12 protein-coding genes and 1 tRNA gene are annotated in these 22892 nt (G+C 63.5%); 5 read left to right on the forward strand and 8 right to left on the reverse strand.

The genetic code is table 11. The annotated features are described in order from the left end of the window. Nucleotides 1-212: 212 nt before the first annotated feature. The 4 genes from VHD36_23115 to VHD36_23130 form a co-directional block, all read right to left on the reverse strand. On the reverse strand, nucleotides 213-2732 hold the full coding sequence (locus tag VHD36_23115) for a DUF87 domain-containing protein (protein HVU90241.1): 2520 nt from the start codon (nucleotides 2730-2732) through the stop codon (nucleotides 213-215). 255 nt (nucleotides 2733-2987) lie between these two features. Beyond that, on the reverse strand, nucleotides 2988-4535 hold the full coding sequence (locus VHD36_23120; protein HVU90242.1) for an amidase family protein: 1548 nt from the start codon (nucleotides 4533-4535) through the stop codon (nucleotides 2988-2990). 62 nt (nucleotides 4536-4597) lie between these two features. Further along, nucleotides 4598-5596, reverse strand: coding sequence for a neutral zinc metallopeptidase (locus VHD36_23125; protein HVU90243.1), 999 nt, complete (start codon nucleotides 5594-5596; stop codon nucleotides 4598-4600). A gap of 84 nt (nucleotides 5597-5680) precedes the next feature. Beyond that, the gene (locus VHD36_23130; GenBank protein HVU90244.1) at nucleotides 5681-7897 is read right to left on the reverse strand and encodes an acetylxylan esterase; all 2217 of its coding nucleotides are present in this window, start codon (nucleotides 7895-7897) and stop codon (nucleotides 5681-5683) included. Nucleotides 7898-9247: 1350 nt separating this feature from the next. Here VHD36_23130 and VHD36_23135 point away from each other — a divergent pair. After that, nucleotides 9248-10297: a PEP-CTERM sorting domain-containing protein gene (locus VHD36_23135; protein HVU90245.1), complete on the forward strand. Its 1050-nt coding sequence runs from the start codon at nucleotides 9248-9250 to the stop codon at nucleotides 10295-10297. Nucleotides 10298-10714: 417 nt separating this feature from the next. Here VHD36_23135 and VHD36_23140 read toward each other — a convergent pair whose 3' ends face one another. Beyond that, the gene (locus VHD36_23140; GenBank protein ID HVU90246.1) at nucleotides 10715-11917 is read right to left on the reverse strand and encodes a heparan-alpha-glucosaminide N-acetyltransferase domain-containing protein; all 1203 of its coding nucleotides are present in this window, start codon (nucleotides 11915-11917) and stop codon (nucleotides 10715-10717) included. A 195-nt stretch (nucleotides 11918-12112) separates the two neighbouring features. On the opposite strand from VHD36_23140, the gene VHD36_23145 reads away from it, so the two are divergent. Beyond that, nucleotides 12113-14455: a carboxypeptidase regulatory-like domain-containing protein gene (locus VHD36_23145; protein ID HVU90247.1), complete on the forward strand. Its 2343-nt coding sequence runs from the start codon at nucleotides 12113-12115 to the stop codon at nucleotides 14453-14455. Between the two features lie 36 nt (nucleotides 14456-14491). Here the strand turns inward: VHD36_23145 and VHD36_23150 are convergent, their stop codons facing one another. Then, nucleotides 14492-14833 carry a hypothetical protein gene (locus tag VHD36_23150; protein HVU90248.1) on the reverse strand — a complete coding sequence of 114 codons (342 nt, stop codon included), beginning with the start codon at nucleotides 14831-14833 and terminating at the stop codon, nucleotides 14492-14494. 204 nt (nucleotides 14834-15037) lie between these two features. On the opposite strand from VHD36_23150, the gene VHD36_23155 reads away from it, so the two are divergent. Both VHD36_23155 and VHD36_23160 read left to right on the forward strand, forming a co-directional pair. After that, complete coding sequence (locus VHD36_23155) at nucleotides 15038-17656, forward strand: hypothetical protein (protein ID HVU90249.1); 2619 nt, start codon at nucleotides 15038-15040, stop codon at nucleotides 17654-17656. A 152-nt stretch (nucleotides 17657-17808) separates the two neighbouring features. Continuing rightward, a complete protein-coding gene (locus VHD36_23160; protein HVU90250.1) occupies nucleotides 17809-18816 on the forward strand; it encodes an endonuclease/exonuclease/phosphatase family protein in 1008 nt (335 codons plus the stop codon). A 25-nt stretch (nucleotides 18817-18841) separates the two neighbouring features. Here VHD36_23160 and VHD36_23165 read toward each other — a convergent pair whose 3' ends face one another. Continuing rightward, on the reverse strand, nucleotides 18842-20692 hold the full coding sequence (locus VHD36_23165) for a prenyltransferase/squalene oxidase repeat-containing protein (protein ID HVU90251.1): 1851 nt from the start codon (nucleotides 20690-20692) through the stop codon (nucleotides 18842-18844). 732 nt (nucleotides 20693-21424) lie between these two features. Between VHD36_23165 and VHD36_23170 the strand changes: the two genes are divergently transcribed. Further along, nucleotides 21425-21498, forward strand: a tRNA-Met gene (locus VHD36_23170). A gap of 72 nt (nucleotides 21499-21570) precedes the next feature. On the opposite strand, the gene VHD36_23175 is transcribed toward VHD36_23170, so the two are convergent. After that, a partial coding sequence (locus tag VHD36_23175; protein HVU90252.1) for a hypothetical protein occupies nucleotides 21571-22892 on the reverse strand: 1322 nt, incomplete at its 5' end.

Consider the following 22892-nt stretch of genomic DNA (forward strand, 5'->3'; position numbering starts at 1 on the left):
TGAAACCCTGCAACTTCCCCGCAACCACCGCCGGCGTCGACCTCCGTGTCATTGCAAGCCCTCCCTCGGTTGAGATGGCTTCAACAAATAACACACCCACCCATGGCGCAAAAAGCGTGCCGAACAGTATTGCCCTCTCCCCTGAGGGGAGAGGGATGAGGCAGAGGGCAGAATGGAACACCGGAACGCGAGCCGGGTTCTGCAGAGCGCGACTACTGCCAGGCGGATTTCGTTGCGCCGCTGGCGTCTTGCCACACCGGTAGCCAGGCCAGGGCGGTCAGTTGGACCGCGATGTCGGCTTTCTTCGGTCGTAGCGAGATCGTTTCCAAGGTCTCGGTGAGCGGATCGGTCCTGGCCTGGGCCGCCGCGGTTTCGGTTTCGAGCTCCTGGGCCAATTGCGCGGCTTGTGCCTGAAGGGCCTCGACCGATTCCTCGGCCTCGGTGACGTCGGCCGATTGCTTCATCGAGCGGCCTACGCCGCGGGCCGCGGTTTGCGCTTTGCGCACCGTGGTGGCACTGAGGCGCTTGCGCCCCAGCACGACATCCAGAATCGTGGCCCCGAAAGACATCAGGGTTTGCAACACTTCGCCCCGGGCTTCGCTCTTTTCGCGCGAGACTTTTTGCTGGGCCTTGCGAATGCGCTCTTCGAGCGCGGCCTGCTTGGGAGCGTATTTCTCGCGCAGCTTCGCCAGCAGAGCGTCGCGCTCTTCGCGGGCCGCCTGTTGCAAGCGGATGCGAAAGTCGCGCTCCGATTCGTCGGGCTTCGACACCTGGTCGAGCGACGCGCTTTTCAGCAAATCGATTTTCACCAACCGGCACACAGCGTCGGCAAATCCTTTTTGCCAACCGGCGGCGGCCTTGGCGTTCGATCCCTCGCCCGGTAACGGCGCGAACAGCGCCTGCGCGGCAGGCTGCTTTTCCAGGTCGTCGTCGGTGAGCTGCGCCGGCTGGGCCGTGGTCCAATCGATGGCGCCGGTCGTCGCGTGAAAGCCGGCCAACCAGCAGATCGGCCGCTGGGCATCGATCGCCAACTTTTTGTCGGCGAAGTGTACCGTCGCCATGCCGAGCACGACGGGCTGGTAAACCAGCTTCGCACCCGTCGCCTGCGCGCCGCGCACCGGCACGAAGAACTGCGGAATCTGCGGCGGCACCAAGGGTGCGGATGCGGTGAGATCGCCGCTGCTGACGGCGCCGGTGGGCAAGCCACCAGCGGCACCCGCGGTCGCACTCTCGCCTGTGGCGCTGGCACTGGTGGACGAGCTGCCAGGGGCACCCGCCGCGGTCGTCGTATTTGCGGCTTTGGCATCCGGCTGGGAATCACACAACTTCTTGATTTGATCGCGCGACAATGGGCCGCACAGATACGACATCGCCCAGCGCGCCTGAAAGACGACCGGCGCATCCTCGTGAACGTTGTTCATCAAGAAGATGCGATTCTTCAACCCGGAGAGCACGTGGGCGATCGCCTGTTTGTCGAACTGCGCGCCGGCGCTGGCCGCGGCGCCTTGCAGCCCTTCGATCACGCGGGCTTTGTCCCGTTCGGTTTGCAGCCGGCCCAAGAACCACGTGCCGGCGTTGGCCAGTCCCTTGTAATCGAGGTCGACCGGGTTTTGCGTGGCCAGCACGATCCCTAATCCGAACGCGCGAGCCTGCTTGAGCAGCGTCAACAGCGGCAGCTTCGACGGCGGATTCGCGATGGGCGGGAAGTAGCCGAAAATCTCGTCCATATACAAGAGCGCGCGCAGGCTGGTGGCGCCTGATTGCGTGCGCATCCAGGAGAGCGTTTCGTTCAACAAGAGTGACACGAAAAACATCCGCTGCGAATCGTCGAGGTGCGCGATCGAAAAGATCGAAATGCGCGGCTTGCCGGTCGCCGAGTGCAAGAGGGCGCCCACGTCGAGCGGCTCGCCTTCGAGCCAGGCCGCGAAGCCGGGCGCCGACAGCAGGTTGTTCAGCTTCATCGCCAGGGCAAACCGTTCCTTGGCCGGAAAGAACGATTCGATGTCGACGACGCCGATTTTTGCCACCGGCGGCTTTTGGATTTGCTCGATGACGGCTGACAAGTCGAGATTGCGGCCCGCGCGCCAAGCCGTCTCGAGGATCGTGGCCAGCAGGATGTGTTCGCGGCTGGTGAGCGGATCGACGGTGAGCCCGATGAGCGCCAGCAGGCCGGTCACGGTGGAATTGATCCGATCGCGCAGCAGATCGGCGTCTTCGCGGACCGCCGGCGTCGGCGCGGCAAACGCCTGTAGCACCGATACGCGCCGGCCGGCACTCGAACCGGGCGTGTAAATGGCGAAATCCGCGGCGGCGCGCATCCGCGCGATGCGATCGCCGTCTTCGCCCCACTCAGCGAGTCCCTTTTTCCACGTCTCGGCCTGTTGAGTGGCGAACTCCTGCACCGATAAGTTTTGCCGGCGAGCGTCGTCTTCGTTCACCCACGGCGCGAAATCCTCGGGCCGTAGCTGCGGGAACGTGAGCAGCAGGTTCGTGAGGTCCCCCTTGGGATCGATGACGATGGCCGGGATACCGTCGATGGCCGCCTCTTCCAAGAGCGTCAGGCACAGGCCGGTCTTGCCGCTGCCGGTCATGCCGACGCAGACGGCGTGGGTCAGCAAATCCTTCGAATCGTACAACAGCAGCTTGTCGCGCGGCCGGCCACGATCGATGTCGTACTCGCGCCCGAGATAAAAGACGCCCAGCTTTTCAAACGCGTCAGGCTTGATATCCATCGCGAGTCACAGCTTAAGTTGGTCGCGGCCGGGGAAACACGTCCACAGATTCCACAGATTACGCAGACAAAATGCAAATCAAAGAGGACGTGCGGCGCTTCGCCCTTCTCCTCATATGTGAAATCTGCGTGATCTGCTCAGTAAATTGCCCGGAAGCCAACGTCGAAACATAACCGCCAACGCATATTTTCATGCCTTCGGGTGCCGCTCGGGCGGCATGAACACTGCGGATGCATTCCTCTTCTTTAATTCGCTTCATACCGACGCACCGGCGGCGCTCACCGCGGGCCAGCGTTTCGCCCAGGGGCGCGCTTCTTCGAGCTGCGCGGCCAGACGCAACAGCATCGCCTCGTCTCCGTGCCGGGCCATGAAGTGGCTGCCGATCGGTAATCCTTCGGCGGTCCAGTAGAGCGGCACCGACATGGCCGGCTGCCCTGTCGCGTTGGCCAGCGGCGTGAACGGGCAATATGCCTGCAGCCAGGCGATGATGTCCTCGGACGATTGCGATTGATCGAGCTCGCCCAGCTTGATCGGCGGCCGCGCCAGCACCGGCGTCAATAGCAGGTCATATGTAGTCAGGAACTTGATCATCGCCAAGTTGGCCGACTGCAAGGGACCGGTCCACGCCAGGCTCACGTCCGAAGGGGTGTTGTGGCTGTCGATCTCGACCAGCTTCATAGTCCAAGGCTCGAAGCTGTCGGGCGGAATCTTGTTGCCCATAAACCTCTTCACGCTTTTCAGCACGCGACCAGCCACCGCCGCCCAGAGAACCAGGAACGCGTCGCCGAAGGCCTTTTCGTCGAACTTGGGCTCGGCTTCTTCGACGTGGTGGCCAAGATCGGCGCACAGCTTGGCGGTCGACTCGATGGCGGCAGCGCAATCGGGATGGACTTTGTTGCCTGCGAAATCGGTGAGGCGAAAGGCAATGCGCAGCTTGCCCGGCGCGGCGCCGACTTCTTCGAGGAACGGCCGCTGGGGCGCTGGCGCTAGCCAGCGCTCGCCGGGCGTGGGCCCGCGCGTGGCGTCGAGCAACGTAGCGCTATCGCGCACCGAGCGGCTGACGCAGTGTACGACCGACAGACCGTCTTCGTGTACGCTCGGCGCTTCCGGATTGCGACCGCGATTGATTTTTAAACCGAACAGGCCGCAGCAGCTCGACGGGATGCGGATCGATCCGCCGCCGTCGCTGGCCGAGGCGAGCGGTACGATGCCCGCGGCCACGGCCGCCGCCGAGCCACCGCTCGATCCGCCACTGGAGCGCGTCAGGTCCCACGGGTTTTTCGTAGCGCCGTAGGCGCGCGGCTCGGTCGTGGGCACCAGGCCGAACTCGGGCGTGCTCGATTTGCCGATCACGATCAGGCCCGACTGCTCCATCCGATGCACGACCTCGGAGGTGTTCGGCGAGATGTTCCCTTTGAAGAACTTGGAACCGTAGGTGAGCCGCACGCCCTTGAGCTGTTCAAGATCCTTGACCAAAAACGGCACGCCGGCGAAGGGACCGGTGCCGAGCGGTTCCGCGGCGCGCTTGCGCGCCTGGTCGAAACACTTCGTCACGACGCTATTCAACTGCGGATCGAGCTTTTCGACGCGGGCGATTGCCGCTTCGACCAGTTCGAGCGGTGTCACTTGCTTCTTGCGCACCAGTTCGGCTTGGGCCGTGGCGTCGAGCGCGGCGAATTCATCGAGCTGCTTCGTGCCGGCATGCTTCGCGCGTGCCTTGCTTGTGGCCAGCGAAGGCAAGCCTGACGCGGCCAGGGCTGCCGCCGCGGTTCCCAGAAACTTTCGACGCGTCGGTTGATTCATGGCGTGTGCCTCGTGTGCATTTGCGCGAAAGTCAGGAATGGTAGGGTGAGGAAAGCGGCTGCCTACAGCTCGTCGTAAGGAGTCTCGAACAGCAGCGTCGCCTCGCGAACGTCGCCTTTCTCGAATCCCCGGCCGAACCAGCGCGCGCGCTGCTCCGAAGTGCCGTGCGTGAACGAGTCAGGCACCGCGTAGCCCTGCGCCTGTTTTTGCAAACGATCGTCGCCGATCTGGTTTGCCGCGTTCAGCGCCGAATCGACGTCGCCGGGGTCGAGGTAATCGAACTTCTCTTGCGCGTGATGGGCCCACACGCCGGCCAGGAAATCGGCCTGCAACTCCAATCGCACCGAGGCCTGGTTCTTATCGCCACGGCCAAAGCCGCGCTGTTGCTGCGCCATGTCGGCAAAGCCCAGGAGCCGCTGCACGTGATGCCCGACTTCATGCGCGAGCACATACGCGCGGGCGAACTCGCCGGGGGCGTGCAGCTTTTTCTCCATGTCACGATAGAAGCCCAGGTCGATGTAGACCTTGCTGTCGCCGCCGCAATAGAAGGGGCCGACGGCGGCGCTGGCCAGTCCGCAGGCCGACTCGACCCGCCCGTTGAACAGGACCAACGTCGGCGGCTCGTAGCGGCGCCCCATCTTCGAGAAGATGTCCGTCCACACCAACTCGGTATCGCGGAAGACGACTTTGCTGAACTGCGCCAGGCGCTCTTCTTCGGGGTCGGGCGGGCCCTCTTCGGCCGGAGCGCCCTGCTGACCGATGTTCACACCCGGCGCGTTGAGCAGTTGCTGCGGATCGACCCCGAAGACGAGCGCCAGGATGATAATGATCAACAGCCCGCCACCGCCGATGGCCACGGTGGGCCCGCCCATGCGGCGTCGATCGTCGACGTTCTGACTTTCCTCACGACCTTCCCAGCGCATGGCGTACCCCGCAGAGGTGATGGCAGAAATGATATGCCTTCGAGCCAGGGACGAGGGACGAACGCCCTCGGGCGGCATTTCCTTTCCGGGGATGCGCCGACCGAGCGCAATATTAATCCCCTCGTCGCTGAGCGACAACGTTTGGAAATCCGTTTCGCTCGCGGCGCAACGGAATTAGCTCGAACGGCTGCTGGGCAATTGTCGTCGCGGAGGGGCGATCGCTTACTTCAGCAGCCACTCTACGGCTTCGGCCGCCTCTTTCTCTTCGCTGCCGTCGTAGCTGGTTACCTCGTCTGGTCTGCCGGCGGCCTGATAGGTTGCGGCGACGATCTCGGGCGCTTCGCTTCCCTCGCCGGCCAGCCACAGCGCGTGCGGCGCGGCCAGGGATAGGAAGCCCGGCACGTCGCCGTATTTCACGGCGCCGGGCAGGAAGTTCACGTCGTCGATCTCGGTCAGCTTCGCGAAGCGGAATCCAGCCGTGTCGATCGCCGCGCGATCCACGGCCCGGCCGGCCTGTGCCACGGCCGCCGCTACCCAGACGCCCGCGCCGTCGAGTCCCATGAGATCGACCAACTCGGGCTTTTCCTCGTGATTGCGCACGAACGCCACGATCGACAAGAGATCGTGTACGCGCTCGGCGAAGAGCGGATGGTTGTAGCCGGTCGTGTAGCCGGAGAACGCCCGATCGTTCTTCACGCGGCGCGTTTTGGTGGGCGCCTTGCCGTCGGCATTGAATTCGCCTTGATAAAGCAGATCGACGCCGACCACGGTCGCGCCGTCGTCGAGCAGCGTGCGCACCTCGGGCTTGGGACTGCCGTCACTGGCGAAGAGCCCGGCCTTGCCGTTTTCGTCGGCCCAGATGACGACCTGCTTGCTCCACTTCTTGGGGTGCAGGAAGACCGTCGGCAGCGCCGAGCCGTGTTCGCGATTGCGCACCAGCCCCAGGTACTCGGTGTACGTGCCGCGGTCTTTTTCGGCGACGTTTTCCCAGCTGAGTTCATCGGCCGACGGGAAATGGTCGCCGATCATCACGTCGGCGGCGCCGCCCACCACGCGCCGATATTCCTCCAGGCTGTTGGCGTCCGTCGGCTTGAGGGCCGCGATCTGCTTGCGTGCGTCGGCGGTCATGTAGCGCAGCAAGCTGCGCTCGTAATCCTCGCCCGACGGCGGCCTGGGATGGGAGTCGTCCCACACCGACATTTCCTGCTTCGTCAGCGGCTGGTAATCCTCTTCCACCACGGGATGCGCCAGGCCGAGTTTCAGGTGCGCGTTGAACCAGCCATACATCACGGCCCGGCTGACATAGTTGTAGTTGTGCCCGAAATGATTGAGCGGCTTGGCCATGACGTTCAATTCGGCGCCGAGCAGCTTGTACAGTTGCTTCAGCTCGGGCAGGCCCTTGGTCGCGATCTCCTTCGTCCAATCGTCGGCGCCGGTCATGCCGAGCGGTTTGGGGGCGAACAGCCCGGCGAACTCGACATTGCCCGTGTCGATGCGCAACAGCGGCGCATTCTCGCACGTGCAGCCCCCTTGCATGGCCGTCGAGACCATGACCGCCGGAAAGGCCACGGCCGGGCGCGGATCGATGCCACAGAGCAAGAATGTCTGCGTGCCACCGCCGCTGGCGCCGGTCACGCCGATCCGCGTTTCGTCGACGTCCGGCAGCGTCACGAACCAATCGAGCGTTCGCAGCGAGTTGTACGTCTGCAGGCCCATGATGTTCTGCAAGTGCAGCTCGGCTTGCGGGCTGAAGAAGCCCCAATTCTCGGCGGTTTCCATCTGCGGCCGGCGGCGCTGGTACCGGTGCGCCAAGTCGAAGGACAACTGTTCGCTGTCGGCATATCCGACCATGTCGTAGGAAAACACGACGCAACCCATCCGCGCCAGTTGCACGCACAAGGATTGCAACGGGCTGCGACCACCGACCTCGAAACGCTCGGCGCCTTCGACGAGTTGATTGCGCACGGTGTCGTAACCGGCGTCGTGAAAGCGCCCGTGCTGCCAATGTCCGTGCGGGAATAGAACCCCCGGGCATTTGCCGGTGGCGTCTTTGGGCCGATACAAGCTGCCGGTGACGAAATGGCCCGGGTAGCTTTCCAGATAAACCTTTTCGACGGTGTATTCCGGCCGCTCGACGCGCCCGTGAATCACGGCATTGGCCGGCGTCTTTTCCGGCATGGGCCAGATCCCCTGCGAAACGAGGATCTGCCGGCGCACGACCTCGGCCCGCTTCTTCCACGCGTCGACGGTTTCCGGAACCGTGAACGGAAAGTAGCCGTCGAGATCCTTGAGCGGCCCCAGTCGCTTGTCGTCGGGCACCTTCCCCTCGGGCAATACGCGCGGAGCGATATTTACCGGCGCAGTATTTATCGGAGCGGTCGGGGCCGGCGCGGCGGCGCGAACGGTCGCGGCGGCGAGAACACCACCGAGAGCAAACATGACAAGTGATCGATGTCGACGCGGCGTCAAGGACATAGGTGCAGACTCCGAGGGCGGGAAGATAGCGGAGTTTCGGGGCGGGACTGTATCTCTGCCACCACTGTAAATCACCGACCGGCGCGGTGCCAGCGACCATCCGGCGACCGTCGGCGGGGCGATTTCGACGAGTGCGGGGCTTTCCGCGATTCGCCCGGATCGCCGACACTCCTCGCATCACATCCGGGCTTGCCGAACACGAAAAGGAGCGACGGATGCGTTTTCCTGTGCGCGCGATTGATGGGCCGCGCACGCCAGTGAAGCTCGATCCGCGCCTTCTGGTCGCACACATTCGCGCCTCTGTGGGCGCAAGAATTTGGAAAGACGGCATACGGCCTTATCCGGAGAACGCTTCGCTCTTCATCGGGCAGACGCAGGATGGACACGCGCGCATGGCTGTGCGGCTGGCAACTCTGCGCAGTGAGAACGACGAACCCCGGCCATGAGTTGCGGACCGTCCGACGCGTGCCAGGTCGGTCATTATGTCGGGCACGCCTCCTTGGTCGCTGCCCCCGTTCAGCAGGGGGCAATGCCCAAGGGGCTACCGGAGTCACGCGCGGCGCGGCCTGTAACAAAGTGCGATTCAGGGACGGAGTGAGCGCGTGCGGATGTTGCGCGTCGGGGGCCGTGGCCCAGCCGATCGCGGGCGTGCGCACGGACATAAGTGCTGGAAAATAAAGGCATTATGTCGTGGGGATGTTCGCCGCAGTTGGACCAGCCAATTTCTCTGTTTTTTTAATTGACACCACCCTAAATGTGTATATACTACGACAAAGTTGCGCGGCATGCGCGCTCATTTCGTTACTTTCGGCAATCGTGTTACAGCAAGGAGCGAACGCCAATGATCCGGACGCGTATCGATTCCTTGCTCCTGCTTGGGCGCATGTGTGCGCTCGCGGCTGAACAGGCCGCATTTCTGGCGATGGCCACCCGTGCTGTTCTCGCACCCGGTGCCGTCGCGATCCGTTCGGATCGCGCATCTTGCCACTTCCTTGACGTTCCGATGCAGCCTGCTCGTTCTGAGCCTGCGCGGACGTTCGACTTGCGCCGCCCTGCGGCGGCGTACATGCGCGGTGCGACGTGAGGAAAGCAGTTCGAAGAGACCAGACAGGCGGACGATTATTGCCCAAAAACACGCAACAACGAGGGGGACCAAATAGAGCAGTGCAGTGAAGAGTCGAGAGGTTGAAACTAGGTCTTTGCAAACGCCTGCGCGGAGGCTCTCAGTTCGGGGGGGCAGCGCTCCTGTTGTTTTGCAGGCTGAATGAGTGGACTGAGCAACGTCAGAAGAATTCTGCAAACTGGGAGTCGCTAATGATCTTGAAATCTGTAAATCGAAAATGGACGTTCCCCACATTGGGGTTTTTGGTCGTCCTGGCATCGGCGCAACTCGCAAGCGCCGCTCCGGTGCCGATCAGCTTCACCATCGACACCACAGGGGGTGCGACGGGGCTAACCCCCATCTCGAACGCCTCCGGTAACGTCGGCAAGTACGCCTCGGGTAGCTGGTTGACGCTCGGTGGAAGCGTCTCCGGTTCGCTCAGCGGTATCAGCTTCAGTGGTAGTTTCAGCCCACAGGTCGCCGCATCGGGCAGCTTTTCGACGGGCAACCCGGGCAGCTTGACGTCGTACCTGGGCGGCACGCTCAATGCCACGATCGATCCGACCACCGGCACGATTGCCTTCGGTGGCGGTTCGAGCGCCGATCCTTCGTTGTACAACGGCAAGTTCCCCGAGGTCGCGGCGGCGCCCGTTCCCCTCACCCCGCAGGCCGGCGGCGGCGCCAGCGGCGCTCCGGGTAGCGGCCCGGCCGACTACGGCATCAGCATGAAGGTGACCGCGCTGAGTATCTTCACCGCGGCCACCGGCACCGGCGCCGTTCGCAACTCGGCCTTCGACGTTACCGGAGCTGCCGTACCGTTGAGTGGTGCGCCTGGCAACCAGACGTTCGTCACCAACAACAATTTGGCGCTCACCATCACCGCCGGAGATTTCGACTACAATCTCAAGGGCGGAACCCCGCTGGGAATCACGGTCCCTGACATCATCGGCACGACGTCGCTGGTGGGTGCTCCCGCCGCGGTGACGACCGGTGGCGTTGGAACCCTGACCTCGACCGTGGTCGATCCGGTGCGCCAGATCTACAACTACATGATCTCGATCCCCGTGAAGTCGACGATCAACGAGACGATCACCTCCGGGACCACCACGATCAATGCCACGATCACGGTCACGGGCACTATCGCGGGCTACGCCAACAACGTGCAAGTGCCGGAACCGGGCTCGCTGGCCCTGGCCGGGATTGCCGGCGTGGTCGGTTTGATCCCGCTAGTGCGCCGTTATCGATCGCGTAGCAATGCCTGACTCAACGCTACCGTTGAGCCAAGCTGCGTAGTGTTTCTGTGAACTTTGCAGCCTGGCTCTTGGCTACCCGAAACGGTCGCCAAGAGCCGGCTGCTTTTTTATTGCGCCGTGGTCCGGCAGATATGCGCACGGCGACAATCTTTTCACCATGTTCGCACGTGCCACAAGCACGGTCCTTGATCAACTGGGAGAGCGAATATTCGACATCAAGAATCGGGATGGCAAGCGTCTTGTGCCGGCTGCTCTCACGAAGCGCGTGAGCGTGTGTTTCATAGTGGCCGCTCGTTGATTTGCCAGATCGCCATGGCCACGGCGAGCGTGCCCCTACCCCCCAAAACCCGAAGGGAACGCGTGACAGCCCATCCGTTCGGCGGCAAGCGATATCCGGTGATGCGGCGAAGAGTGCGCTGCGGCCCCCTACAACTTCAGGTAAATCCCCTTTTTCTCCATGCTGCGCACCACCAGGTAGATGACGCCGAAGTACACGGCGAAAGCGGCCGCCACGTACCACGACGGCGCGTCGCTCGGCACAAAGGGCTCGACGGCATTGCCCACCAGGTTGTGTACGATCCACGCCAACAGGGCGTTGGAACCGAACGTGCGAAACAGGCCCAGTTGCCAGCCCCACTTGTCGCACACGACATAGAACAGCGCGTACAGGGCCAGGGCGAAGCCGGCCGCGAACACGTGGTACGAGGGGGTGGCGGCCCGCTGGCTCATCATCCAATAGTTGCGCTTGCGCAGGTCGGTGTTCGGCGGGGCCACGAACGGCGGCTCAGCCCATTGCCACGACCAATCGCGCCACCGCTCGCTGTCGGGGATGACCCCATCGGGAGCGATCTCCTGTTCGTGCAACTCGGCCACGCGATGCTCGGGCACGTTGTAAAGCGTGGTCAGGCCGGATAGACCCCAACCGATGCCCATCAGGATCGCGCCCCAGGCGAGCATGCGGACGACGCGTCCCCAACCTTGGCCTGACAGCACGGTATCGCAGGCCAGCGTGCCGACGATCGTGGGGACGCTCCAGGTGAGGAAGCCCAACGGCCCGCCGTCGACGCCGTGGGACAGCACCCAGTCGAAATAGAACCAGTGCGAGAGGAAAACCTGCAGCCCGACCGACAGCAGCATGTACACCACGCGCACGCCGGCGCCGGCGCGGATCACCGGCGTGATCCACAGGCTCGTGGCCGCGATGTGCATGAGCGGGCTGGCGAACCAGGCTTTGGTGACGGGGATCTCGAAGATCTCCCACCAGCCCATGTGCGTGAGCTGATCCCAATGCTGGGCCCGCGCTTGAACGTGCTCGATGATCAAGGCCACGAGCGCCAGGCCCAGCAGTCGTTTTATGACGTGCCCGTATGCCGACAGCAACCCTTCGCTGGAGGCGCGCCGCCCGAAGGTCAGCCGATAGGCGAACCCCACCGCAAAAAAGAATTGCGGCATGATCGTGTCGGCGTAACTGCAGTACGTGTTGTGATGCTTGAGAATAAGCGGCGTCGCAGCGTAAGCGCCGACGAAATTCACGAACACCATCCCCACCACGGTGTAACCGCGGAACTGATCCAGCGACGACAGGCGGGACTTGGGGACGGCGGCAGCAGTGGCGGCAGTCGTAGACATAAAAGGCGGGCGGGGCAGGCAGGTGGGCGAATCGGCTGAGGCAACGATTCTATCCTAGCTGCTGGGTACGGGCTACGCACGCCATTGCCGCCAACGTTCGCCAACGTTCGATTGCTCCTCCCCATCCCAACGGTCATAATCGTCGAAGGCTCGCTCGTGCACGGCGCGCCGGTGAACAGACGAGAGGTCGGGCGGATGAAATACATCCTTTCACTCTGCGCGCTGCTGCACTGTGTTGGCGTGGCCGGCGCCGATCCCTTGAAAGGTGTCGTCGTTTGTTACAACGGCCAGCCCGCCCCTGGCGCCACGATAAGCGCCGCGCGCATCTTCCATTCCCCTCCGTGGCGCGCCACGGTGACCGCCGCCGCAGATGGGGCGTTCAGCATCGATCTGCCGCGCTGCGCGGGCAGCGAGCGATACATTATCGCCGTCCGGCACCAGAACGAAGGAGCCGAGTTCTACGAGACACTCGACGCGCAAGGGAAATCCGTCCGGCTCGAAGGGCAATCGCTTCCTCCGATGACGGTGCATCTGCGTCCCGGAGGCGCGTTGCGTGGCCGCGTTCTCCAGGCCGAGGACGACCGCCCCATTCCGGGCGCCAGGCTCTTTCTCGATACAGGGGAAGTTCTTACGACCGACGAGCGCGGCGCCTTTCGGCTAACCGGACTCACCATGAAGGATCATAATTTGATCCCGGTGGCCGCCGGGCGCGTGCGCCCTTACGTGCTTTTTGATAATACGCACCGACCCGACTGTGAACTCGACTTGCGCTTGCCCCGCGGGGCCACGATACGCGGTCGCATCCTCGATGAGCGTGGCGATCCGATCACCAACGCGTACCTCACGCGCCGTTCTTCAGGAACGTCTTCGACGTTGAATGGTTGGGATCAGTTGGCGGAGCCCGACGGCACTTTCGTTTACAGCGGCATTTCCGCCGAGCGGCTGTTCTACAGCTTGCAGGCCGAAGCCCCCGGCTACAGCACCGCCTCGCTCTCAGCGGAAGTTGCTGACCCCGACGCCGTTATCCAAAAGATCGTGCGCTTGAAACGACACGATGTCGAACATCAAGAAAATGAGGATGCCAAACCCGGACCGGTTCCCGTAGCTGCGACCACGGAATTGCCTCGCCGCACCATCACTGGGACCGTGAAGGATCCGGAGGGGAAACCACGTGCCGGGGTTTCGGTGCGGTGGGGTGCTCACCAGTGGGATCCATCGGTTCCCTCGACCGAGACCGATAGCGACGGGCGCTACACGCTGGCACGCGTTCCTCAGGGCACTGGAGCGCTGTTGTTCGTGGCCGAGGGCTGCGCACCGCAGTTTGCCACCTTGCCCGACGAGGGAAATCGTCTCGACGTTCAATTGGCGGCAGGTACGAGTGTGCGCGGCGTGGTCAAGGGAGCGACCGGCAAACCGGTGGCCGGCGTGCGTATCGTGCCTCTCACGCACTGCCTCGACACCGGGTTCGGCAATCCGATATGGCTTTCCGAGCGCGCCGTGTCGACCGATTCCGAGGGCCGCTTTGCCATCGCGGCGTTGCCGGCGGCTGTCACCTTCGACATTCTCAAAGAAGGCTACAGCGAAAAACGGAACCAGGCGCTCGAATTAGGGGGCGCGGAAAATGAGGTTCAACTGCAAACTGGCGGTGGTGTGCGTGGCGTGGTCGTCGATCAACAGGGAAAGCCCGTCCGAGACTTCAAGATTCGCTTGATGATCCCCCGCGGTCTGCAACAAGGCGAACAGGCCGGGGGTTACTATGCCGGTTACGACTGGTATGGTGCGTTGTTCACGCGCGACGACGGCGTCTTTGTGCTCTCGGCCTTAGGCGCGGAACACTGGGGGCGCCTCCTGGTTAGTTCGCCCGGCGTGGGAAAGGCCGTGCTGAATCGCGTCCAGGCCCATTCACTCGAGGATCTGCCGCCTGCCGATGCATTGAGAATTCCGCTGAAGCCCTTCACGCCGGTTCAGGCACGCGTGCTGGATGCACGCACCGGGAAGCCGATCGCGGGTGCGGTCGTGTCGTTGCTGGAAGACGAGCACGACTTCTCGCAAGGCTTTCAATGGGGCTATCACGATCTATGGGCCAATCGCGCGCGAACGGATGCCGAAGGCCGAGCAACGATCCGCGAGCCGGCCTGCGACGACGGCACCATCCTCGTGACCGCCGAAGGGTTTGCGCGCCGCCACTTACCGTGGACGCAAGACAGTGGCGAGTTACAGATCTCGCTCGAACCAGCGGCGACAATCGAGGGCGAAGTCCGCATGGAAGACCGTTTCTTCGTCGGAGGTTGGGTTAGAATCACTTCGGCCGACAAAGACAGTTACAACGCCGCGCTGGACGACCGGGCCGGCCGTTTCTTGTTCGAGATGCTTCCCGCGGGCGAGTACACCTTCGAGGTACACAGCCGGAGCAACCAGCGATTGTACGCTCGGCAACTGAAGCTCGAGGCCGGCCAAAACTACAGAGAAAACGTGCAGTTGCCGTACATCGATCCGATGGACGCTGCGAAGAAGGCCCCAGCTGCCGCGCCACGTTAGTTGACAGCGGTTTCAGGTTTCATGGCATGACAACCGTTAGCTTTCAACGTCATCCTGGGGCGGCGCATTCACGCGTACGGCCAATCGCACTCCGATGAAGGCCGGAATCGGCGCCAATGGAATGCAGGCCAGCGCCAGCACGACGGCGGTCGTCGCGGCGCTTTGCAAGGCCGCGAAACCCCGATCAGCCGCCAGCGCGGCTTGCAGTTCGAGCGCGAAGAAAACCGCCAGCGGCCCCAGGAAGCAAATCGCGATCGCCAGTAGTTGCGTCCGCGGGATGTGCCACGCGCGGCGACCGGCCAGCGCGCCCAGCACGTAGCCGATCGTGAACGACACGATCGGCAAACCGAGGAACAGAATCTTTTCGCTAGCGGACATGGTGGTTTGCAGGCGCGCAGGGAGAACGAACACGAGCGAACAACAGGGCCAGAATAACCGGCCACAAATCGCCGTGCGAATCACGACCGCGTCAGCTAGCACCCGGGGTGCTGCGCGAGAACCTGATTGACGTTGCCGCACTGTGCGAAGTGGCACAAAATGCCGTCGCGCTCGGACCGACACACCTGCGACGGAGGCGGAACGATGCCGAAAACCTCGCTTTATTTGTCAGTGTCTATTGGCGCGGCCCTCCTGCTCTTGTCCCACGCACGCGGAACGGAAAAACCGCCGGAGCTTGTCGGCGATTGGGGACGCGTCGAGCGCCTCGTGATCGAGGGGGCACGTTCGCATAACCCTGAAACGATTCGACTGGCCACGCGCCGCGATGTCGACTGCATTGCCGCCAGCCGCACCGCCGCGCCGCTGGAAGATTATCCGCCTGTGCTCGCCGACCGCGTGCGGGCCGGTTACATCGCCCAAGGATTCCTCGACGCGCAGGTCGGCGCCACGATCGATCGACAGCGCGAGGTGATCGTCATCTCGGTGATTGAAGGGCAGCAGTATCTATGCGGTCCAATCGAAATCGAAGGGGGCGCCGGTATCGACGCCGACCGGCTGCGCGATTGGATCACGTCCGGTCATCCGGCGGCCGATGCGCGGTTGGCCGGCTTTGACGAAACCGGCGGACGAAGCGAGCCGCGCTGGGTCGGCCCCGACGGTTCGCTGGCCGAATTCAGCGAACCGGCCTGGCAGCCCGGCCGCGCGGTCGAGCGGCGCGCGAGCGAGGCCTTGGAAAGAGCCGTCGGGCAGGGGTTGCACGATCAAGGCTTCCGATCGGCCAGGTTCACGGTCACCGCCGAACCAGTCGACGGCCTGGCTGAAGTGCCGCTGGTGATCAACATCGCGGACGCGGGGCCGCTTGCGCGCATTGATCGTATCGACGTGACGGGCAGCGAGCGCGATTCGGCCGATGACGTGCGGTCGTACTTGGGCGTTAAGCCCGGCGACGTGTACACGAACTTTCTGCACGCGCGGCTGTGGCACAAGCTGTGGTCGTCGGGGCGCTATCTGGATCATGTGATCGAGGCCGCAGGTTCGCCCGATGAAGAGCATTCGATCCGGCTGGAAATCAAGCTGGTCGATTACGCGCCGGCCACGCCGCTCGCCGCGCCGTTGCAGCCGGCGGAGCAAGCGTTGCTCAAGATGCGCGATTGGATTCTTGGCGCCGGAAACCGCGGCGAGGATCTCGTCCTGGGCATTCGCCTGCCCCAGGCGGAATACGACCTGGTTTATTCCGAGAAGCAGGGGCTTTTCGCGCATTTGGGGCCGGCGGCCGGTTCAGAAAATGAACCCGGGCCGGATCGCTTGGGCGAGGCGGTCTTTGTGGCCCGGCCCGGCGAAATCGCGCTCCTCCACGAGCCGTGGCAGAAGAAGTACCAGGCGGCGTTTCAGGACGTGCGGCTGACATTTCGCCTGCAAATGCAGGCCCACCCGACGCCGAAGCCGGAAGGGGAACAGTTCAGCATGCAGTTGGGTCTGGGGTTCAAGCACTCTCACCTGGACGACGATGAGATTCCCCTGCGCCTGGCGATGGATCTCTCGCCCGTCGCGTTCCTGTCACTTGCCCATCGGCAAGATGGCCAGTGTACGATCGCCGACGGGTTGCTCACGATCGTGAAATCCGGCGGCGCCGACCGAGTGCGCGTGGAAACGGAAACGGGACGGCTTTTGGAATGGTCGACCAGCAGCACGGAGGGACAATACACGCTGGCCGTCGAGCAAGGCGCTCTCGCGAAGCGCATGGCCGATATCGAAGCGCGGCTGCCGACGGCGTTCGAGGAATTGCCCAACGATTACGATCCGAGCCGTTTCTTCGGCACCTTGGGGAAGGCGCTCTTGGAAAGCCCGTTGCCGGATTACTTGATGCAGGTATTGTCGCTCGAGACTGGGCAGCGGACGCTTGTTAAGAAAGCCTGCCACAGCCTGGCAAAGCTGTGCGCCGCCGGCGTTTTGCAACCGCTCGACGATCTGGGGATCTTGGCACCCCTTCTTCATGACGACGACGCGCCTGCTTTCTTCATTCCGCTCGCGCCCCACAACAGGCGGCCCTTGCAGTTTCACTCTGCTATCGGCGCGAACGCGTATCTGCTGGCGCGGTTCTGCGACGATGTGTTTCCGCACGGTTCCTGGCCGTGGATCATGTGGCGCAATCTGATTCTGCACGAATTTGGCCGGAACGGGTTGAGCGAGGATTTGCGCGTCGCGATGGCCGACAACCAGATTGGCCCGGTGGGCATCCTATGCCTGGCGTATTGGCCGAACATGCCGGCTTCGTGGGTGGCCGGCGTTACCCTTAGCGCCTTGGAGCGCACGACGTCGCGGGATTTTGCCCGCGACTATCAGTCGCTTCTGGCGCGCGGCGCCTTGGTGGGGGACCTGGTGTATCGGCTGGCCGAAGCGCTGCGCGACCTCACGGACGAAGAGATCGCTCCCTTCGACACGATCTTGTTCGGGGCCGATCGCGAGGTGCTGACCGTGGCGGCGCGCACACTGCGCGAGCGGCGCGACCGAGAGCTGTCAGCGGTTATTCCCGAAGTGCTGAATCAGATTTGGAACGACGCCTTGCGCGAGCACGTGCTGGCGATGTTGCGCGAGCTGCACATCAACAATCAGCTAGCGGCCCGCCAGGCGAAAGTGGAAAAGCCGCAGGCGGAAAAGCCGCGCGCGAAAGAGAAATCGGTGCACGACTCGATGCCGGAGCAGCCGGCACTGAGGCCTCGCTCGCCCGATGAAGTGCTGGGCAAGCCGAAGCCGGGCCAGTAATTGAGTCGCTTGCCGTAACGCTTGCGCCAGCACAACTGCCCTGGAGGTGATTGGGCAGTTTCGCTATTCTCCCTGGCCCGTTTCCATGGCCTGGCCCGCGCGTGGGTTGGCCGGCCAAGTGTTGCGATTCTCGCTTGCCCAGGGAGGGGTCCGTGCCGCGCAAGTTTTCCTTCTTCGTCGTGCTGGCCGGCGCGATTGCCGGCGGTGTCTGGTTTCAGCGCAACTTCGAGGTTCACGGCCTCGACCAGGTGACGATCACGCGGCGCGGCGCCGCGGCGGCCACGGCCGAGGTCCAGCAAACGTCGACGGTCCCAGTTACCACGAGCACTAATGGCGCTGGCGGCACGATTCGCGTTGCCTCGTTCAATATCCAGGTCTTCGGCGAGAGCAAGCTGGCCAAGCCGCAGGTGATGCCGATCCTGGCCCAGGTCATCCGGCGCTTCGACGTCGTGGCTATCCAGGAAGTGCGCGCCACGACGCAGGACGTCATGCCGCGCTTCCTGCAGATGATCAACGCCGAGGGGGCCAGCTACGATTTCGTCGTCGGCCCGCGCTTGGGGCGCACGTCGAGCAAGGAACAATACGCGTTCATCTTCAACCGGGCCACGATCGAGATGGTGCCTGGCAGCATGTACACGGTCGACGATCCGGATGATCGCTTGCACCGCGAGCCCTTGGTGGCGGGCTTCACGGTGCGCGGTCCGCCGCCGGCGCAAGCCTTTACCTTCACGTTGATCGATATTCACACCGATCCGGACGAAGTCGCGTCCGAGATGAATGCGCTCGATGACGTATACCGCGCGGTGCGCGACGACGGCCGGCACGAAGACGACATTATCTTGCTGGGTGACCTCAATACCGACGACGGCCATCTGGGCGAGCTGGGACAGATGCCGTACCTGATCGCGGCCATTTCGAAGCAGCCCTCGAACACGCGCGGCAACAAGTTGTACGACAACATCATCTTCGATCGCCGCGCCACGACCGAATACACCGGCCGGTCGGGCGTGCTGAACCTGATGCGCGAGTACCAGCTTTCGTTGCAGGACGCGCTGGAGGTTTCGGACCACTTTCCGGTGTGGGCCGAGTTCAGCGTCTACGAAGGGGGGCAGCGCGGCAGCGCCGTGGCCAGCGCGCCGGGCGAAGAGCGCAGCCGATAGGATCGCGTCTCGACGAATTGCCAGCTTATTCGTGGATGGTCGAGGCCGCGGCGCCGTAGATCGGCAGGTGGCGGTAATAGACTTCCAGCATGTAGAGCGACAAGCAGGTCACGTACAGCCGACCCCCTTGATCGCGCACGGCCCAAGCGTCAGGGCTCTTGCCTTTCGGGTCCCAGCTTCCCTTGTCAGGCCCACCTTTCTCCTGGTGCTCGACGAGCATGTCGCGTAGCGAGTCGTTCCAGCGCTTCCAATGCGCGCCCCCCATGTGATGCATGACTTGCGTGCCGTAGTACCAGTAATAGACGTCGCGATCGAGCCAGTTCGGCAGATGGCTGCCCAGGTATTCGACGCCCGCGACGAGCTTGGGATCGTATTGATTCCAGCCCAGGTATTGCCGGCAGAGTAGTGCCTCGGCCGTCATGACGTGATCGGGCTGATGCGTGATCTGATAAGCGTACAGGACGCCATCGGTCGTGACTTTGTCGAGATAGCCGGTAATCCGATCGAGCGTATCCTTCGGCACGTCGAGACCCGCCATCCGCGCGCTTTGCAGCGCCATCACGATCCAGCCGGTGACCGAGGTATCGCTGTCCTGCTTGGGGCGATAGCGCCAGCCGCCGAGCGCATCCTGCGAGTCGATGCAGAATTTCACGGCCCGCTCGGCCGCCAGTCGCAAGTGCGAATCCTTGGTCATGCCGTACAATTCGCAGATCGCGATGGTGCATTGTCCTTGGGTGTACATCCATTCGTTGCCGCGGCCCCCTTGATAGAAGTTTCCGTCGGGGCCTTGCACCTTGAGCAGATAATTCATGCCGCTTTCGACATTCTTCTTGAAGCGGCCGTTCTTGTGTGTGTTGCCGTTGCCTTGAAAGGCCAACAGTGCCATGGCCGTGGCGGCCTCGGCGTTTTCGTTGTAGGCGCCGTCACGATACGGGCCCTTCAGGCTCCACGAACCGTCGCTGCGCTGCTGATGAGCAAGAAAGGCCAGGCCCTCTTGAACCGCTCCTTCGCTGAGCTTGTTGCCGCCGTAAGCCCCCAGCAGCGATTGCCGCATCCCTTCTTGTCGGCCCGAGAGCGCCAGGCCAATCGTCGGTGCCCGCAGGTCCATCGCGGCCGACGTGCCGTCGAGGGCCACTTCGGGCTGCTTGGGCGCGGCGAACGGATCGTCGACGGGCGCGAGATCCGTGGGCGTGATCATCATCTTGTCGGCGTGATCCGGCGCGGTCTTGCCGGAATAGACCGTATCGTCGAGCAGTTGATCGCCCAGCCGGTCGGCGTAAATCGCATCGAGCTCGAGCGCGTCGCGCCCGAAGTGAATCTTGGGGGCCGCGAAGATCAAGCCCAGGATGATCAACAGCAACATGTGTACAAGCGCGCTAATGAGCCAGGGGGGCGCCGCCTTGAACGCGCGCTCTTCCAGTGATTCATCGACTGGCTCTTTGCTCGCTGGCGACGAAGCAGCGCCGGCCGTCGGCCGCGCCGTGGCTGATTGCGCGCGAGCTTGCTGCTGCGCGCCATTGCCAGCGACCGGCTGTGCGGCGCGTGCGCCAGGTGTCGCGGCCGTGGCCATGGGTATCGCTCGCGGCGGCGGTTGCCGCGCGATGTCCGAGGCGGCCGGCTGCCGGCCAGGACCGATCGTTGACGCTGGGGGCTGCGGGACTTCTCCGGCATTCGGAACGACCAGCCAGGGAGCTGGCGGCGCAGGGGGCGCGGGCGGGCCCGGCGGTCGCTCGTCAGCACGAAACGGCGAGCCGGGCGACGGGTAAGCGATCGGCACCGGAGGAGGTTCTGCCGCCGGCCGCGGAGGCGACGACGCGCGCACCGGAGGCGCGGGCTGGGGCGGACCTTGCATCGGCAAGGATTCCGAATCCGCCATGAGATGTCCTCTGTCCGGTTACGCTAGCGCCGTCTCGCTGAACAATCGCCGTGGCCTCGCGCTGCCCCGTGCGGGCGGCAACGCCTCGACGAATCGCGGTTCAATGTACCGCGCTTGAACGCGTCAAGAGATGGGTCGGGCTCGCCCTGCGCTTACAAAAACGCGGGCGAGCTCACTCATTTCACTCTAGCAGCGTCGCCAGGGCCGGGCAAGGAAGTGCAATCGCCTTAGCAAGTTGCGGCGATCGCCCCGGGGCGCTGTGCAAGCCGCGAAAACACCGCAGCGCTGGCTTCTTCGCCCGATCGTAGCGGTTTTAGCGGTTCGCCGAAGCCGATTGTCATTGGGTGGCCGGCCATCATCCGGCGAAAAACGCCGCATTCGTAAGAGCCTCGCGTGCTCGCTGTTCGCTCTCGGGCCGATACGCCTTCGCGAAATCACGAACCAATACTTTGGTCCACCGTCGCATGCTCTTCTGTTACAAAACGTGGCTGCCGGTGTCGCACGGCGCGGGGAAAAAGGGCTAGGCAAGCCACGGCAGCGCGGCCGTCAGGAGACCTGCAAAGTTGAGATTCTGCGCGCGTATCTTTTGTAGCCGGCCTCTGCGAGGCCGGGATTTCACGGGCCGCTTCCGGGGTCGCAGACCCGGCTACAGACTTTGCAGTTCTCCTGAGCGCGGCCGTCGTGTCGCTTGAGAGGACGATCCCGCGCTGGTATACTCCCCTATACTAATGACGCGGGGTGGAGCAGCCCGGTAGCTCGCGAGGCTCATAACCTCGAGGTCGCAGGTTCGAATCCTGTCCCCGCAACTATTCGAAAACCCTCGCAGTCGCCGGGCGCGCCTGCGAGGGTTTTTTTGTGCCAAGTCCGCGTATTTAGCCCTACGCACCTGGGGAGCCCGGTTTCGTGACCCGCTCCAGGCTCGCGACCGCGAGCAGGTCGACCATGTCGTCGTCGAGCGCGCTCTCGGCCGGCCAGGCGGACGGGGACTGCTGCCAACCGTCGCGGAACTGGCTGGCCGCGATGTCCCAACCCAAAGCGGGCTGCTCGCCGGAATCCGACATCAGCTGATCGACCGTGGTCCGATCAGCCACGATCGGCTTGGCGATCGAAGCGGCCAGCCGGTCGACGACCTTCGGAATGGGTGCTGTCCATCCGTTTTCGATACTCATCGGCAACGTTGCGCCGCTGATCAGAGTGTGCGTCGTGCTCGCGCTGTCGCCTTGCGAAACGGGCGCAACGGGGCTCGCCGCACTCGCTCCAACGATCGGCGAGTCGAGATCATTTGGCAGAACATTTTGGGCAGCGACCGTTGAGGAACTGGCGGTGGTGGCGTCGGGCGCCGCGCTCGTAGCGGCAACTGCGACCGCGGCGCTTGTAGTTGTTGCCGTGGCTAGCACGGGAGCCGTCGCCAGCCACTGCGAACTTATCATTGCGATATCCTGCGAGTTGACGATTCCGTCGGCATTGACGTCGCCGATCGGTCCGTGCCCTAACCATCCCGTGCTGACGCGGGCCAGGTCCTGCGCATTGACGATGCCATCCTGATTCGTGTCGCCGGGGAGCACGGTGAAGCCGAAGCGGAAATCGCCGGCCGGCGCGACGCTTTGCGACGGCGTCAGTGAAGCGCCGCTCTCGTTGGCTGAGGTACCCGATCCATGCGGGGCGAGGGCGACGTGCAATCGGTCGGTACCGATCGAACCCGCGACTGTCCAAGTCGCGGTATTCGACGCGAAATCGTACGCAAAATCTTGAATAGCGTACGACCCGTGCACGTCTCCGACGATCGCGAGGCTGTCCTGCTCGACATCGGCAAACGCACTGAAAGTGACCTTCACCTGGTTGAGATTGGTCCAGGGTAGCGGCGTCTGATCCTGGCCGTCGGCTGTCGTGATCGCGTATCCGCCCGAACCCAGGCTGGAAGTCTCCAAGCCCGACAGGAACGCGTCGCTCCACGAACTGTTTGCCACGGCAACCGACGTCACTTGCGGCAATACTTCGGATACCGCCGTCAGAGCGCGGCCATCGGCCAAGGTGGGCGAACGGCGAATGCCGATGCTCAGCGTCGCGGCCATGACATCCGACGACTGACCGGCCATCTGTTCCGGGAGCCCGAGGACATTCCCCATTTCATGCGTGATGGCCGTGAGCAGATCCATGCCGCCGCCGGCCGCCCCCGCGCCGGCGACCAATTGCGAAGTGC

Source organism: Pirellulales bacterium (genome assembly GCA_035546535.1).
In the GTDB taxonomy this organism is placed as follows: domain Bacteria; phylum Planctomycetota; class Planctomycetia; order Pirellulales; family JACPPG01; genus JACPPG01.

Bases quoted from the DNA above. Each gene is read 5' to 3' on its own strand.
- VHD36_23150 (HVU90248.1), bottom strand. From the start codon at position 14,833: ATGTCCGCTAGCGAAAAGATTCTGTTCCTCGGTTTGCCGATCGTGTCG.
- VHD36_23130 (HVU90244.1), bottom strand. From the start codon at position 7,897: ATGTTTGCTCTCGGTGGTGTTCTCGCCGCCGCGACCGTTCGCGCCGCC.
- VHD36_23145 (HVU90247.1), top strand. From the start codon at position 12,113: ATGAAATACATCCTTTCACTCTGCGCGCTGCTGCACTGTGTTGGCGTG.
- VHD36_23135 (HVU90245.1), top strand. From the start codon at position 9,248: ATGATCTTGAAATCTGTAAATCGAAAATGGACGTTCCCCACATTGGGG.
- VHD36_23115 (HVU90241.1), bottom strand. From the start codon at position 2,732: ATGGATATCAAGCCTGACGCGTTTGAAAAGCTGGGCGTCTTTTATCTC.
- VHD36_23165 (HVU90251.1), bottom strand. From the start codon at position 20,692: ATGGCGGATTCGGAATCCTTGCCGATGCAAGGTCCGCCCCAGCCCGCG.
- VHD36_23120 (HVU90242.1), bottom strand. From the start codon at position 4,535: ATGAATCAACCGACGCGTCGAAAGTTTCTGGGAACCGCGGCGGCAGCC.
- VHD36_23140 (HVU90246.1), bottom strand. From the start codon at position 11,917: ATGTCTACGACTGCCGCCACTGCTGCCGCCGTCCCCAAGTCCCGCCTG.
- VHD36_23155 (HVU90249.1), top strand. From the start codon at position 15,038: ATGCCGAAAACCTCGCTTTATTTGTCAGTGTCTATTGGCGCGGCCCTC.